General features: G+C 58.0%; 16 protein-coding genes. 10 read left to right on the top strand and 6 right to left on the bottom strand.

The features are described from left to right. The first annotated feature begins 1 nt into the window (after nt 1). On the top strand, nt 2-808 hold the full coding sequence (btuF, locus tag ACUTQW_RS14420; protein ID WP_020438436.1) for a vitamin B12 ABC transporter substrate-binding protein BtuF: 807 nt from the start codon (nt 2-4) through the stop codon (nt 806-808). Beyond that, nucleotides 808-1422 (top strand): TRIC cation channel family protein, encoded by a 615-nt coding sequence (locus tag ACUTQW_RS14415; protein ID WP_004950186.1) that lies wholly within the window; start codon nt 808-810, stop codon nt 1420-1422. The genes btuF and ACUTQW_RS14415 overlap by 1 nt, the downstream gene beginning before the upstream one ends. Before the next feature lie 106 nt (nt 1423-1528). Here ACUTQW_RS14415 and erpA read toward each other — a convergent pair whose 3' ends face one another. Next, nucleotides 1529-1873: an iron-sulfur cluster insertion protein ErpA gene (erpA, locus tag ACUTQW_RS14410; RefSeq protein WP_004950184.1), complete on the bottom strand. Its 345-nt coding sequence runs from the start codon at nt 1871-1873 to the stop codon at nt 1529-1531. An 89-nt stretch (nt 1874-1962) separates the two neighbouring features. Then, nucleotides 1963-3402: a H(+)/Cl(-) exchange transporter ClcA gene (clcA, locus tag ACUTQW_RS14405; RefSeq protein ID WP_006323606.1), complete on the bottom strand. Its 1440-nt coding sequence runs from the start codon at nt 3400-3402 to the stop codon at nt 1963-1965. A gap of 179 nt (nt 3403-3581) precedes the next feature. Between clcA and hemL the strand changes: the two genes are divergently transcribed. Continuing rightward, entirely contained in the window at nt 3582-4871 is a 1290-nt protein-coding gene (gene hemL / locus ACUTQW_RS14400) for a glutamate-1-semialdehyde 2,1-aminomutase (protein WP_020438435.1), read from the top strand. Between the two features lie 59 nt (nt 4872-4930). Here hemL and ampE read toward each other — a convergent pair whose 3' ends face one another. Both ampE and ampD read right to left on the bottom strand, forming a co-directional pair. Further along, nucleotides 4931-5785, bottom strand: a complete 855-nt coding sequence (gene ampE, locus ACUTQW_RS14395) for a beta-lactamase regulator AmpE (RefSeq protein WP_004950178.1) — start codon at nt 5783-5785, stop codon at nt 4931-4933. After that, nucleotides 5785-6381 carry a 1,6-anhydro-N-acetylmuramyl-L-alanine amidase AmpD gene (gene ampD / locus ACUTQW_RS14390; RefSeq protein ID WP_006323603.1) on the bottom strand — a complete coding sequence of 199 codons (597 nt, stop codon included), beginning with the start codon at nt 6379-6381 and terminating at the stop codon, nt 5785-5787. The genes ampE and ampD overlap by 1 nt, the downstream gene beginning before the upstream one ends. 85 nt (nt 6382-6466) lie before the next feature. Between ampD and nadC the strand changes: the two genes are divergently transcribed. The 4 genes from nadC (at nt 6467) to hofC (ending at nt 10647) form a co-directional block, all read left to right on the top strand. Continuing rightward, nucleotides 6467-7357 carry a carboxylating nicotinate-nucleotide diphosphorylase gene (nadC, locus tag ACUTQW_RS14385; protein ID WP_004950175.1) on the top strand — a complete coding sequence of 297 codons (891 nt, stop codon included), beginning with the start codon at nt 6467-6469 and terminating at the stop codon, nt 7355-7357. A 199-nt stretch (nt 7358-7556) separates the two neighbouring features. Continuing rightward, nucleotides 7557-8006, top strand: coding sequence for a prepilin peptidase-dependent pilin (gene ppdD / locus ACUTQW_RS14380; RefSeq protein WP_006323602.1), 450 nt, complete (start codon nt 7557-7559; stop codon nt 8004-8006). Next, nucleotides 8003-9451: a type II secretion system protein GspE gene (gene gspE, locus ACUTQW_RS14375; RefSeq protein WP_445654882.1), complete on the top strand. Its 1449-nt coding sequence runs from the start codon at nt 8003-8005 to the stop codon at nt 9449-9451. The genes ppdD and gspE overlap by 4 nt, the downstream gene beginning before the upstream one ends. Continuing rightward, entirely contained in the window at nt 9448-10647 is a 1200-nt protein-coding gene (gene hofC / locus ACUTQW_RS14370; protein WP_006323600.1) for a protein transport protein HofC, read from the top strand. The genes gspE and hofC overlap by 4 nt, the downstream gene beginning before the upstream one ends. A gap of 62 nt (nt 10648-10709) precedes the next feature. Here the strand turns inward: hofC and ACUTQW_RS14365 are convergent, their stop codons facing one another. Further along, nucleotides 10710-11753: a GMP reductase gene (locus ACUTQW_RS14365; protein ID WP_004950166.1), complete on the bottom strand. Its 1044-nt coding sequence runs from the start codon at nt 11751-11753 to the stop codon at nt 10710-10712. Nucleotides 11754-12197: 444 nt separating this feature from the next. Here ACUTQW_RS14365 and coaE point away from each other — a divergent pair, with 444 nt between their 5' ends. The 3 genes from coaE to yacG are packed head-to-tail and all read left to right on the top strand — an operon-like array spanning nt 12198 to nt 13812. Continuing rightward, nucleotides 12198-12812, top strand: coding sequence for a dephospho-CoA kinase (gene coaE / locus ACUTQW_RS14360; protein WP_004950163.1), 615 nt, complete (start codon nt 12198-12200; stop codon nt 12810-12812). A gap of 5 nt (nt 12813-12817) precedes the next feature. Then, entirely contained in the window at nt 12818-13570 is a 753-nt protein-coding gene (gene zapD / locus ACUTQW_RS14355) for a cell division protein ZapD (protein WP_004950161.1), read from the top strand. A 50-nt stretch (nt 13571-13620) separates the two neighbouring features. Then, nucleotides 13621-13812: a DNA gyrase inhibitor YacG gene (gene yacG / locus ACUTQW_RS14350; RefSeq protein ID WP_004950159.1), complete on the top strand. Its 192-nt coding sequence runs from the start codon at nt 13621-13623 to the stop codon at nt 13810-13812. Nucleotides 13813-13851: 39 nt separating this feature from the next. Here yacG and mutT read toward each other — a convergent pair whose 3' ends face one another. Next, the gene (gene mutT / locus ACUTQW_RS14345; protein ID WP_006323599.1) at nt 13852-14256 is read right to left on the bottom strand and encodes an 8-oxo-dGTP diphosphatase MutT; all 405 of its coding nucleotides are present in this window, start codon (nt 14254-14256) and stop codon (nt 13852-13854) included. Between the last annotated feature and the right edge of the window lie 101 nt (nt 14257-14357).

Raw genomic sequence — 14357 nt, 5'->3', positions numbered from 1 at the left:
TGTGAAGCCACGCTTTTCAGCTCTGTTGTGGCTGCTCGTGCTCTGGGCAGCACTGCCTGCCGGCGCCGCTCAACGCGTGATCAGCCTGGCGCCCAATGCCACCGAGCTTGCCTACGCCGCCGGCATGGGCGATACCCTGCTGGCGGTGAGCGCCTTCTCCGATTACCCGCCGGCGGCCAAGAAGCTGGAACAGGTGGCGTCCTGGCAAGGGATCAACCTTGAGCGGGTACTGGCGCTGAAGCCGGATCTGATCCTCGCCTGGCGCGGCGGCAATCCGCAACGGGTGCTGGATCAGCTCGCCGCCTTCGGTATCCCGATTTTTTATGCGGATGCCACCACGCTCGATGACATCGCCCAGTCGCTGGATGACCTGGCCAAATACAGCCCGCATCCGGAGCAGGCGCACCAGGCTGCGGGCACCATGCGCCAACAGATCTCCGCGCTGAAAGCAAAATACCCGCACAACCAGCCGCATCGGGTCTTGTTGCAGTTTGGCACCCAGCCGCTGTTCACCAGCTCCGGCGCCACTCTGCAAAGCCAGGTGCTGTCGCTGTGCGGAGCGGAGAATATCTTTGCCGACAGCCGCATGCCATGGCCGCAAATCAGCCGCGAGCAAGTGTTGGCCCGCCACCCTCAGGCCGTAGTGATTACCGGCGACGCAAAAGAGATTGCCAGCGTGAAAGCCTTTTGGGCGCCACAGCTGCAAGTGCCGGTGATTGCACTGAACGGCGACTGGTTCAACCGCGCCGGCCCGCGCATCATGCTGGCCGCACAGCAACTGTGCAGCCAACTGGCGGAGCTCCCCTGATGCTGGTGTTTTGGCTGGATATTCTGGGTACCGCGGTTTTCGCCATCTCCGGCGTATTGCTGGCCGGCAAGTTGCGCATGGATCCGTTCGGCGTGTTGGTGCTCGGCGTGGTCACTGCGGTGGGTGGCGGCACCATCCGCGATATGGCGCTGGCCAATGGCCCGGTATTTTGGGTGAAAGACCCGACCGATCTGGTGGTGGCGATGATAACCTGCGTGCTGACGCTGCTGCTGGTACGCCAACCGCGACGCCTGCCGAAATGGATCCTGCCGGTGCTGGATGCCGTCGGGCTGGCGGTGTTCGTCGGCATCGGCGTCAATAAAGCCTTCGCCGCCGATACCGGCCCGCTGGTGGCGGTGTGCATGGGGGTCATTACCGGGGTTGGCGGCGGTATTATCCGGGACGTCCTGGCGCGGGAAATTCCGATGATCCTGCGAACCGAAGTTTACGCCACCGCCTGTATTGTCGGCGGTATCGTCCACGTTACCGCTTTCGCCACCTTCGGTATGCCGCTGCAGCAGGCGATGATGCTTGGCATGGGCATCACGCTGGCAATCCGGCTGGCGGCCATCCGCTGGCATCTGAAACTGCCCGCGTTTATCCTCGAACGATAACGACTGCCCGCCGAAACAAACCCGGTTCGGATCAGCATGAAATGGCGACCATAAAAAAACCCGCAAACCGGTGAGGTTGGCGGGTTTTATGCTGCTGCAGGCGGGATCAGACGCTGAACGAAGAACCGCAGCCGCAGGTGGTTTTGGCGTTAGGGTTGGTTACCACGAAACGTGAACCTTCCAGCCCTTCGGTATAATCGACCGAACCGCCCACCAGATATTGCAGGCTCATTGGGTCAACCACCAGCGCAACGCCCTGCTTCTCGATGGTCATATCGCCATCGTTGACCTTGTCGTCAAAAGTGAAACCGTACTGGAATCCGCTGCAGCCGCCACCGGTAATGTAAACCCGTAACTTCAGATTCGGATTTTCTTCATCAGCAATCAGGACCTTAACCTTGCTTGCTGCTGCCTCGGTAAATTGCAGGGGCAGTGCTGTTTCATCACTCATACTCTTTACTCCCAACATTGTTCTGCATCAGACCGCTACAATGGCAGTCTGATTAATGTTTTTGATTATCCAATACCTGAGTGCTGCGTTCAAGTATTCACCGCATTTGTTGTATTTTCTTTACCTGTTTTATCTGCCGCCTCACGCGCCTGCAGCGCTTCCTGCCGTTGCAACGTACGGGCCAATATCGACGAATACAACGGCTTACCCCCGAGGAACTGCGCCACCAGCGTAGCACCAAGGCAGGTAATGATCATTGGCAGTATGAGCTGATAATTATCGGTCATCTCCAACACCAGCACGATCCCGGTCAAGGGTGCGCGCACCGTGGCGGCAAACAACGCGCCCATTCCGGCAATGGCGAAAGTACCGGCCTCAATGCCGTACTGTGGAAACAGGTGCGCACCGGCCAGGCCAAAAGCGGTGCCAAACAGCGTGCCCAGCGCCAGCATTGGCGCAAAGATCCCGCCCGGCGCGCCTGAGCCAAAGCACAGCAGTGTGGTGATCACCCGTGCGATGAAAATAAACAGCAGCATACCGACGCTGTAATTGCCGGCAGCAGCAATCGGGATCAAACCAAAACCGCCACCCGCCGCCTGCGGCTGGATTAACCCAAGAATGCCGCACGTACCGCCGATCAGCCCACCAATCATCAGGATGTTACGCATTTTCCCGCCATGGAAACGGGCAAACATATCTTGAGTGCGAAAAATCAGGGCGTTAAACATCACCCCAACGGCGCCGAACACCGCACCCAGCACCAAATACAGCCACAGCGTGTTGATCGGTGCGGAGGAAAGCTTGCCTACCTCAATCACCGAGTGCTCACCATTGAACAACTGAAACACCACGCTCGACATGATCACGCCGATAAACACCGCTTTAATCGAGATCAGGTTATAGCGGAACTGCGGACGCATTTCCTCAATGATAAACAGAATGCCCGCCAGCGGCGCATTGAAGGCGGCGGACAGCCCGGCGGCCGCGCCGGTGGCCAGCAACGAATGACGCGCTTCGGCGCCGCGCATGCGGAAGATATCCAATACCATACGCCCGACGTTGCCCCCCATCTGCACCGTGGGCCCTTCACGGCCGAGTACCATGCCCGCCCCCAGCGTGCCCATGCCACCGATAAACTTCACCGGGATCACCCGCCACCAACGTACCGGACGCAACTCTTCCAGTGCCCCTTCGATCTCCGGTATGCCTGAGCCGCCCGCTTCCGGCGCAAAGCGGCGCACCAGGTAATACCCCAGCACCGCCAACGCAGCAGAAAGAATGAAAGCCAGCGGCCAAACCAGGATCCAGGAATCGGCGACCTGCGCCAGCGCGGATAACCGCCGCTGCTGCACCCAGTCCACCGCCTTATCAAAGGCTACGCCGAGCAATCCCGCCAGGGTGCCCACCACCGCAGCCATAAACAGGATGGCCACCGGCGTTTTGTCTCGGCGGATAAACTGACGCACCGCGTCACTGCGTTTCAGGCGTGGAGCCCGCGCCATCGGCGGCTGTTGCTGCAATTCAGTCATAATGGGGTATTCATTAACGGAATTAAATGTAATACAAATAGGGAAGCCAATTATTCTAACGCACCCACTGAGCGACCGCCCCCCAAAATAGGTATCTGACTGTGATCGTTTCATATCGACGAACACTTCTCTAGAATAGCGCGATTAAATCATTCGAAAGAGAATCCAGGAGCCGATTTATGAGCTTACACAGCAAGTCCGAAAGTCTGTATGCCCAAGCGCAACAGGTGATCCCAGGTGGGGTTAACTCTCCGGTGCGTGCATTCACCGGCGTTGGCGGTGTGCCACTGTTTATCGAGCGGGCGGACGGGGCTTACCTGTTCGATGTCGACGGCAAAGCCTATATCGACTACGTCGGTTCCTGGGGCCCCATGGTGCTGGGGCACAACCACCCGGCGATCCGCAACGCAGTCATCGAAGCGGCGCAGCGCGGCCTGAGTTTTGGCGCTCCCACCGAGATGGAAGTCAAAATGGCGGAGTTGGTCACCGAACTGGTGCCGACCATGGATATGGTGCGGATGGTAAACTCGGGTACCGAGGCCACCATGAGCGCTATTCGTCTGGCGCGCGGCTACACCAATCGCGATAAAATCATCAAGTTCGAGGGCTGCTACCATGGCCACGCCGACTGCCTGCTGGTAAAAGCCGGTTCCGGCGCGCTGACCCTGGGCCAACCGAACTCGCCGGGCGTGCCTGCCGATTTCGCCAAGCACACGCTGACCTGCACCTACAACGATCTGGATTCGGTCCGCGCCGCGTTCGAACAGTATCCTGCCGAGATCGCCTGCATCATCGTCGAGCCGGTCGCCGGCAACATGAACTGCGTGCCGCCGCTGCCGGAATTCCTGCCGGGCCTGCGGGCACTGTGCGACACCTACGGCGCATTGCTGATTATCGATGAAGTGATGACCGGCTTTCGCGTAGCGCTGGCTGGGGCGCAGGCCTATTACGATGTGGAGCCGGACCTTACCTGTCTGGGTAAAATCATCGGCGGCGGCATGCCTGTGGGTGCGTTCGGTGGCCGTCGCGACGTGATGGCGGCGCTGGCACCAACCGGCCCGGTCTATCAGGCAGGAACGCTGTCCGGTAACCCGATTGCGATGGCGGCCGGTTATGCCTGCCTGACCGAGGTTTCGCAGGTCGGCGTCCACCAGACGCTGACCGAATTGACCGATATGCTGGCGACAGGCCTGCGGGATGCGGCCAAAGAAGAAAACGTCGCGCTGGTCGTCAACCACGTCGGCGGCATGTTCGGCCTGTTCTTTACCGATGCCCCGGCGGTGACCTGCTACCAGGACGTGATGCAGTGCGATGTGGAACGCTTTAAGCGCTTCTTCCATCTGATGCTGGATGAGGGCGTTTATCTGGCGCCTTCCGCCTTTGAAGCCGGCTTTATGTCCATTGCGCACAGCAAGGAAGACATTCAGCGCACCATCGATGCCGCACGCCGCTGCTTCGCCAAGCTGTAATATTTCGCGGTCAAACAAAAACGGGCGCCAGTGTGAACTGAGCGCCCGTTTTTATTTTGTTAGAGCAAGGTACCGTAAATCGTCAGCAGCGCCACTACCACCACGATAACCATCGTCACCTTACGCGCCAGAGTGACCGCCGCACGCGGGGTTTGTACCGGATCCCTATGCGGATCGCGCGCCAGAGAAAACTGCGCCAGGCGAGTCAGTACCTGATATTGCGAGGTATGACGATCGCCCAGCGACGCAAACCATGCCGGCAAGGCTTTTTCACCGTGCCCCAGCAGCGCATAAGCCACGCCTGCCAGGCGTACCGGGATCCAGTCCAGCCAGTGCAACAGATGATCGATGCCGGATTGAGAACGCTCCAGCGGAGTATTGTGACGCGCCAGCCAGGTTTGATAAGCACGCAGGAAAGCATAACCCGCCAATGCGATTGGCCCGTATGGCCCGCAGACCACAAACCAAAACAGCGGTGCCAGATAATAACGGAAGTTAGTCCACAGCAGCGCATTTTGCAGTTCGCGCAGGCGCAGCTCTTCGCTGCAATTCGCCGGCAAGCCGTGGATCAGCGCCAGTTCCTCCGCCATTTGGTCGCTGGCATGGGCATCCCCCTGCCGCGCCGCCTTAAGATAGGCACGATAGTGTTTGCGCTTGATGCCGGCGCCCACACACAGCAAATCGATAATAATCCACAGCAGCAGCGTCACCACGCCGAACAACAGCCCGTGAGCCAACCACAAAATGCCCCACACCACCACCATCCAGGCGACGGTCAGCAGCAGCGTCTGCGCCAGCGAAAATCTATGCAGCCGATGGAACACCACTTCCAGGCGATGATCCAGTTGCCAGTGCTCCCCCAGCTTGAACAAACGTTCCCACGCCAGAACCAGTAACAGCGTAAACAGCGTCATTAGCGACTCCTCTCCCTTTCCATTTTCCCAAGCATAGCGCCATCGGGCTCGCAGGGTTGTTCCAGAGATGCCAGATAAAAGTCCCAGTCAAACGCCGGGCCTGGATCGGTTTTGCGGCCAGGGGCGATATTACTGTGCCCGGTAATGCTTGCCGCCGACATCGGATAATACCTGATTAACAGCGCGGTCACCGCTTTCAGGCTCTGATATTGCTGCGGCGTGAACGGCAGTTGATCGGTACCTTCCAGTTCAATGCCGATCGAAAAATCGTTGCAGCGTTCGCGCCCCTGATACTCGGAAACGCCGGCGTGCCAGGCGCGCTTGTCGAACGGCACATACTGAATGATTTCACCCTCGCGGCGGATCAGACAATGCGCCGAGACCCTAAGCTGATGGATGCCGGAAAAATAGGGGTGCTCTGCGGGATCGAGGGTGCCGGTAAACAGCCGATCGATATAGGGGCCGCCAAACTCGCCGGGCGGCAGGCTGATATTGTGGATCACCAGCAGCGAAGGGGCTTCATCATTCGGGCGAAGATCGCAATGCGGCGAAACGACCCGTTTCACCCCGACAATCCAGCCATGCTCTAACTGCATCAGACACCTCTCTGCGGTGGTACTTATCACGGCAACAGAGTAGCATGTTCCCCCTACGATCTTACCGTCCATTTCGGAGTTTTCTATGCCGACACGCCGCTACGATGCCGACAGTCGCCGCACCGAGCTTCTTGAACGAATTGAAAGCGATATCCCCTATGCCGTTGCCCAGGCGCTGCGCGAAGACCTGGGGGGTGAAGTCAATGCCGAGCACGATATTACCGCGCAATTGTTACCGGCCGACAAGCAGGCAGAAGCCACCATTATCACCCGTGAACCCGGCGTGTTTTGCGGCCGGCGCTGGCTGAGTGAGGTCTTCATCCAGTTGGGCAACCAGGTGAAGGTGGAATGGCTGGTGGCGGATGGCGATCGCCTGGTGCCTGACCAACCGCTGTGCAAACTGAGCGGGCCGGCGCGGATACTGCTGACCGGCGAGCGCACCGCGCTGAACTTTGTGCAGACGCTTTCCGGCGTAGCGACCGAAGTCAGCCGTTATGTGGCACTGCTGCAAGGGACGCAAACCCGCCTGCTGGATACGCGCAAAACCCTGCCGGGACTGCGCACCGCACTGAAGTATGCGGTGCTGTGCGGTGGCGGCAGCAATCACCGGTTGGGATTATCCGATGCCTTCCTGATCAAGGAAAACCACATCATCGCCTCCGGCTCGATCAAAAATGCGGTCGAGAAGGCTTTTTGGCTGCATGCCGACGTGCCGGTCGAAGTGGAAGTAGAATCCCTCGATGAACTGCAACAAGCGCTGGATGCCGGCGCCGACATCGTCATGCTGGATAACTTCAGCGTCGAGATGATGCGTGCCGCGGTAGCGCAGACCCAAGGCCGCGCACAGTTGGAAGTCTCCGGCAACGTGACCAGCGAAACGCTGCGCACCTTCGCCGAAACCGGCGTGGACTACATCTCCGTTGGCGCGCTGACCAAACATGTGACCGCACTCGATCTCTCAATGCGCTTTAAATAATCTCTGCCTTTCACACCGTCCTGGCCAGCCAGGGCGGTGCTTTTTCGTCAAAACTGCGAATCCCGCCGCAACTATTTTCATGCCGCTGCAAGCAGAACAACTTGCCGTGGAAGCGCGCCGCAGAACACTGACTCCCCGCTAGAAGCCCACTGTACGAGCCGTTACCGTTACCTCCACATTCACAGGGAGGCAATAACAAATGGAAACACAGCGCGGTTTTACTCTGATCGAACTGATGGTGGTGATCGCCATTATCGCAATATTGAGCGCCATAGGCGTACCCGCCTACCAACGGTATATTCAGAAAGCGGCGATGACTGACATGCTGCAAGTCATGACCCCTTACAAGCTGGCCGTGGAGCTGTGCGTGCTCGATGGCGGCGCACCGACAGGTTGTAATGCCGGCAGTAAAGGCATTCCTACCGGCGGCACCTCACGTTACGTCAGCGCTGTTAAGGTCAGCCAGGGCGTGATCACGCTGACCGGCACGCAAACGCTGCAAGGTCTGACCGTAGCGCTGACGCCCACCCAGAACGCCAGCGGCCTGACGCGTTGGACACGTCAGTGCACCAGTGACAACGTCAATCTGCAGGAGACCTGCCAGGAAGTCTTCCGCTTTGACGATACGGCGAAGGGGGCATCTCAATGAGCATAGGCATCAGCGATGAAATTCACGCCCTGTGCCAGCGCTACCAGGCGCTGGCGCTCAGCGAAGACGACGACAGCCTGACCGTTGCCCTGAACGCTGAAGTACCGCAGGAGCTGCTGCCGGCCCTGCGTTTCGCCACCGGCAAACGTATTCATCTGGAGCAATGGCCTGCGGCCCGACTGGAACTGGAACTGAACCGCCGGCAAATGCAGGGTGACAGGCTTGGACAAAGCGCGCCGGAAGCCGAGCCGGACGCCTCCTCATTAAATGGCGACAGCGACGCACCCGTGGTGCAGTTTATCAACCAAACGCTGCGCATCGCCATACAACGACGCGCGTCGGACATTCATTTCGAACCTTATCTGCAGACACTGCGTATCCGGCTGCGCATCGACGGCGTGTTGCAGGCCGTAGCTTCACCGCCTTTCCCCCTGGCCGCACGTCTTATCGCCCGACTGAAGATCATGGGACAGTTGGATATCGCCGAGCGCCGTCTGCCGCAGGATGGGCAGCTCAGCGTACAACTGGATAACGCCAGTTATTCAATGCGCATCGCTACCTTACCGACACTGCACGGTGAAAAAGTGGTGCTGAGGATCCTGCAAACCGAACGCCAGGAGCTGCCGTTGGATCGGTTAGGCATGAGCCAAACGGCGCTGGCGCAGTATGCTGAGGCACTGTCCTGCCCCCAGGGCATGATCCTGGTCACAGGCCCGACCGGCAGCGGTAAAACCGTCACGCTGTACAGCGGCCTGCGACAATTGAATGACGCGCAAAGCAATTTGTGCAGCGTCGAGGACCCGATTGAAATTCCGCTATTCGGCGTCAACCAGACCCAGATAAACCCCAAAACCGAGCTGGATTTCTCTCGCGTGTTGCGCGCCTTGTTGCGCCAGGATCCGGACGTCATCATGATCGGTGAGATCCGCGACCGGGAAACGGCGGAAATCGCAGTGAAAGCGGCTCAAACCGGTCATCTGGTCCTCTCGACGCTGCACACCAACTCCACCAGCGAAACCCTGACGCGTCTGACCCATATGGGTATTCCGGGTTATCTGATCGCCGCCTGTCTGAAGCTGGTCATCGCCCAGCGGCTGGTGCGCAAGCTGTGCAGTCACTGTCGCTATCAACAGAACCTGCCCGTTCACTTTCCCACCGCCATTTGGGCTCCCCCTCTGTTGCCCTGGCAGGCTGACGGCTGCGAACACTGCTTTAGCGGTTATTACGGCCGCACAGGGGTTTATGAGCTGCTGATGATCACTCCAGAGGTGCAAGCCGGTCTGCTGCAAGGCGCAGCCCCCGGCCAGTTGGCCGATATCGCCCGACAACAAGGACAGATAACGCTGCTGCAAGCCGGACTAACGCTGGTTTCTCAAGGCCTCACCTCGTTGGAAGAGGTATATCGCATTGTCGGTATCACCGCCGAAAGCGGAGCGACGCCGTGAAAGCACAGCGTCTTTTCCTGTGGCAAGCAGTCGATCCTCATGGCCAGTTACGCCAGGGGGAGCGGATGAGCAACGAAAAACACCTGGTCAGCCAGTGGCTCATTGAGCAGGGGTTGCAACCCTGCCAGATTAATGGTGGGAAACGCATTGCCCCCGCTCAGTGGCGGGGCGAACCCATGATCCAATTCACCCGCCAGCTCGCCACCCTGCTGCAAGCCGGGTTACCGCTGGTCAACGGATTGCAACTGTTGGCGGAAGAGCACCCGTCTGCCGCCTGGCGCTGCCTGCTGCGCGAGATAACCGAACAGGTACGGCAGGGCCAGCCCTTCTCCGACGTTATCGCCGGGCAACGCGCCATCTTTCCGCTCATCTACCGTCAATTAATCGCTATCGGGGAACTGACCGGCAATCTTGACGCTTGCTGCCTGCAACTGGCTCAACAGCAGGAGGCGCAACAAAAACTGCAAAAAAAAGTGATCAAGGCACTGCGTTACCCGCTGTTTATCTGCGCAGTAGCACTGTTGGTAAGCATTCTGATGCTGGTGATGGTGCTTCCGGAGTTTGCCGGCGTCTACCAGTCGTTCGATGCGCCATTGCCCTGGTTTACCCAAGGGCTGTTGAACCTGTCCGCGATCTTGGTCCACAGCGGTCCCTGGCTGGTGTTGATAATGGCCGGAGCGGTGTTTTCCTATTTCCGCTGGCTGCACCCAAAACCGCAGTGGCGCAGGCGCGAACAGGCGACGCTATTGCGCTTGCCGCTGATCGCGCAACTGATCAAAGGCGGTAGCCTGAGCCAAATATTCCGTATTCTGGCCATGACTCAGCAGGCAGGCCTCACTCTGGTTGAAGGCCTGAACGCCGCGGCGCTGTCGGTGGACAGCCTGTTTTACCGTCAGGCGATTGAGACGGTTCGGCAACAGATTGCACAGGGACATACTTTCTACAGCGCCCTGGGTCAACAGGCCCTGTTCCCGCCATTATGCCAACAGTTGGTGCGGGTGGGCGAAGAGTCCGGTTCACTGGACACCTTGCTGGGCAAGCTGGCGCTGTGGCATGAGCGGCAAACCTTTGAACTGGCCGATACGCTGGCGCAAACGCTGGAGCCGATATTGATGCTGGTGGTGGGAGGAATAGTCGGGACGCTGGTGATCGCCATGTATCTGCCGATATTTCAGCTGGGAAATGTTTTGGGGTAAACAGAAGGATCCGGGGCACAGCAAAATGTGAACTGCCCCCCGGGGAGTGGCTTTATTATCGGTTACTTAGCACCGAATACGCGGTTTTCCTGCTCCGCAACGCGGATAAAGGTGGTGCGTTTGGTCAACTCTTTCAGGCGTTCTGCGCCGACATAGGTGCAAGCTGAGCGCAACCCCCCGAGAATATCACGGACGGTGAACTCAACCTCGCCGCGCAGAGGCAGCTTCACGGTTTTGCCCTCAGCGGCGCGGTATTCGGCAACACCGCCCACATGGCGCTTCATCGCCGACTCTGAGCTCATGCCGTAGAACAGCATGAATTTTTCGCCGTTCTCTTCCACTACGGTGCCTTCACACTCGTCATGACCGGCCAACATACCGCCCAGCATGACAAAATCAGCGCCGCCGCCAAAAGCTTTGGCCACGTCGCCCGGCACAGAACAGCCGCCATCGCTGACGATTTGGCCGCCGAGACCGTGTGCCGCATCGGCGCACTCAATCACCGCAGACAACTGCGGATAACCGACACCGGTTTTTACCCGAGTGGTGCAAACCGACCCCGGGCCAATGCCGACTTTTACGATATCGGCACCAGACAGGATCAATTCTTCCACCATTTCGCCAGTAACCACGTTACCGGCGCAGATCACATGGTTCGGGCAAGCTTCGCGCGCTTTCTGCAAGAAGGCGACAAAATGCTCCGAGTAACCGTTGGCCACGTCGATGCAGATAAACTTAAGCCCCGGAGACAGCGCCAGAATCTGCTTCATCTTCACAAAGTCAGCCTCAGAGGTGCCGGTTGAAACCATAACGTGGCGCAGTACCGATTCCGGTACGCGCTGCACGAATGCGGCCCATTGTTCAACGGTGTAGTGTTTGTGTACGGCGGTGAGAACGTCGAAGGAAGCCAGAGCCTCTGCCATGCTGAAGGTGCCGACCGTGTCCATGTTGGCGGCAATAATCGGCACACCGGACCAGTTCCAGCCAGAATGTTTGAAGGTAAACTGACGCTCCAGTTCAACCTCAGACCGGCTTTTCAACGTGGAGCGCTTTGGGCGAATCAACACATCTTTAAAGCCTAACTTCAAATCTTCTTCAATACGCATGACTTATGATTTCCTGGTTTTTGGCGACGGATCGCAGGAGAATATTCGAGCCTATACCCTATGAATTTCAAGTTGCAGCCAGGCGACCAGATCGCTCATCCCCAAGAGCTTACATCAGTAAGTGGCTGGAGTGGGCGGACGCAGTCAACAACGCTACGACTTGAAAGCCGACGGGTAGAGTAGTGCCAGTTCCAGTGACGCTATCATACGCGCTAATAATCGCAGGACAAGACTGCGAATTCGCCTTTGTTTACGCTACAATCCGACAAATTTACCTACGCACGCGCGGCGTGATTCATCGCTCATTTTCCTTTCCCTGTCGCGCTTTTTATCGCCGTACAACGCAACCTGCCGGGCTAGCGCTCCCTACTGACTTGCACTTCTGCACGATCGCTTTATGATTCGTCTATTATTTTTTTATGAATATCGAGTGCATTTTATACCATGGCCTACATTGTAGCGTTGACAGGGGGTATCGGCAGCGGCAAGTCCACCGTAGCAGAAGCCTTTGCCCGCCACGGCGTGGCGATTGTCGACGCTGACGTCATTGCACGGCAGGTTGTCGAACCCGGCACCCCAGCTTTAGCCGCTATCGCCGAACGTTTTGGTAATGAAATGTTGCTGGCTGACGGCACGCTTAACCGCACGGCACTGCGGCAGCGTATATTCAGCACCCCGGATGAAAAGCGCTGGCTGAATCAATTGCTGCACCCGCTGATTCATCAGGAAACCCAACGCCAGTTGGCGCAGGTCGCCAGCCCCTATGCGTTGTGGGTTGTGCCACTGCTGGTGGAAAACAACCTGCAAGCGCGCGCAGATCGCGTGCTGGTGGTCGACGTCGACAGCGAAACACAGTTGGCGAGAACCATTACCCGCGACGGGATCAGCCGCCAACAGGCACAGAACATAGTGTCCGCACAGGCCACGCGTGAGCAGCGCCTGGCCGCTGCAGACGACATAATCGATAATAGCGGTGCCGCTCAGGGGATAGAGCCATTTGTTGCCGCACTGCATCGCCGCTACCTTGAACTGGCGGCATCAGCGACCCGACAGGATTAAACTGAATGAGTGATGTTTCCCCAAGCGTTCTTTTTGAACATCCGTTGAATGAAAAAATGCGCACCTGGCTGCGTATCGAGTTTTTACTGCAACAATTGCATGGCCAGCGGGCACTGAGCGAAACCGCCATTGCACTGACCTTCTTCCGCACTGTTGCGGACCTGCTGGACGTATTGGAACGCGGCGAAGTACGCACCGAACTGCTGAAAGAGTTGGAGCGTCAGCAACAAAAGCTGTTGGCATGGACCGATGTACCGGGCGTCGATATGTCTCTGATGAACCAGCTACGCGGCCAACTGAAGGAGCGCGCAACGGTGCTGATGTCCGCTCCGCGTCTGGGGCAGGCGCTGCGTGAAGATCGGCTGATAAGCCTGGTGCGCCAACGTCTGAGCATTCCCGGCGGCTGTTGCAGCTTTGACTTGCCCACATTGCATATGTGGATGCATGCACCGCAGCAAGAACGGGACGCCGACGTCACTGACTGGCTGCAGGCACTGGAGCCGTTGAATCTGGCGCTGACTATGGTGCTGGATCTGATTCGTCAGGCCGGCACATTCCGCAACCAGATCAGTTTGAACGGCTTCTTCCAGGATAACGCGGAAGGTGCAGACCTGTTGCGTTTGCGCATTAGCCTGACACATCAGCTTTATCCGCAGATTTCCGGCCATAAGACGCGTTATGCGATCCGTTTCCTGCCTCTGGACAGCGAGCTTGGCGTGGTGCCGGAACGGTTAACCTTTGAGCTAGCCTGTTGCTAACCCAATGACATAAAGACCTTTCACGCGTTGGAAGGAAGTAAGGAAAAGAGATGACTACCGTAGTGAAATGCCCAACCTGTGGCAAAGGCGTGGTGTGGGGTGAAGTGAGCCCGTTCCGCCCATTTTGCAGCAAACGCTGCCAGTTAATCGATCTCGGCGAATGGGCCGATGAAGAAAAACGCATTCCCAGCAACAGCGATCTGTCGGAAAGCGAAGAATGGAGTGAAAAGGACGATCTCTGATCGTCCCTACCGGCCTGGCACCAGCCAGGCCAGCCCGCCTTATTGCGCAGCGTTCGCCTGCGCCACCAACAGTTTGATAATACTGATATTCGCCTCGGGAAATTCGTCCTCCCGCAGTTCGGCCTGCTTCACCCAACGCATAGGCTGGCCTTCACGACCGAAGGGTTCCCCCGCCCAACCTTCCACCAGATAAAAATTCAGCGTCACGATACGATCGCTAAAACGGTGTTCCAGCACCTCCAACAGCTCAGCCCGTTCAGTTTCAATCCCGGTTTCCTCCAGCAGTTCACGATTGAGCGCCTGCTCCGGGGTTTCCCCTTGCTCAATTTTACCGCCGGGAAACTCCCAGAAACCGGCCATATGTGAATCTGCGGCGCGACGGGTAATAAAAATTTCCTGCTGGGCATTGCGAATGATACCGACGGCGATGTTCAGATGTTTCATCGCATCCTCCTGATTAATTCATAAGGGCGAGGACTCTGGCCCTAAAAAACAGGGGCTCAGCATGCTGACCCCCTGGGTTTGACTCGTTAAACGCTGCCGGG

The sequence above is a fragment of the Serratia sp. TSA_7 genome (assembly GCF_052692135.1).
The sequence above is the reverse complement of the archived record's forward strand: the minus strand, read 5'-3'. Positions and strand labels throughout refer to the sequence as shown.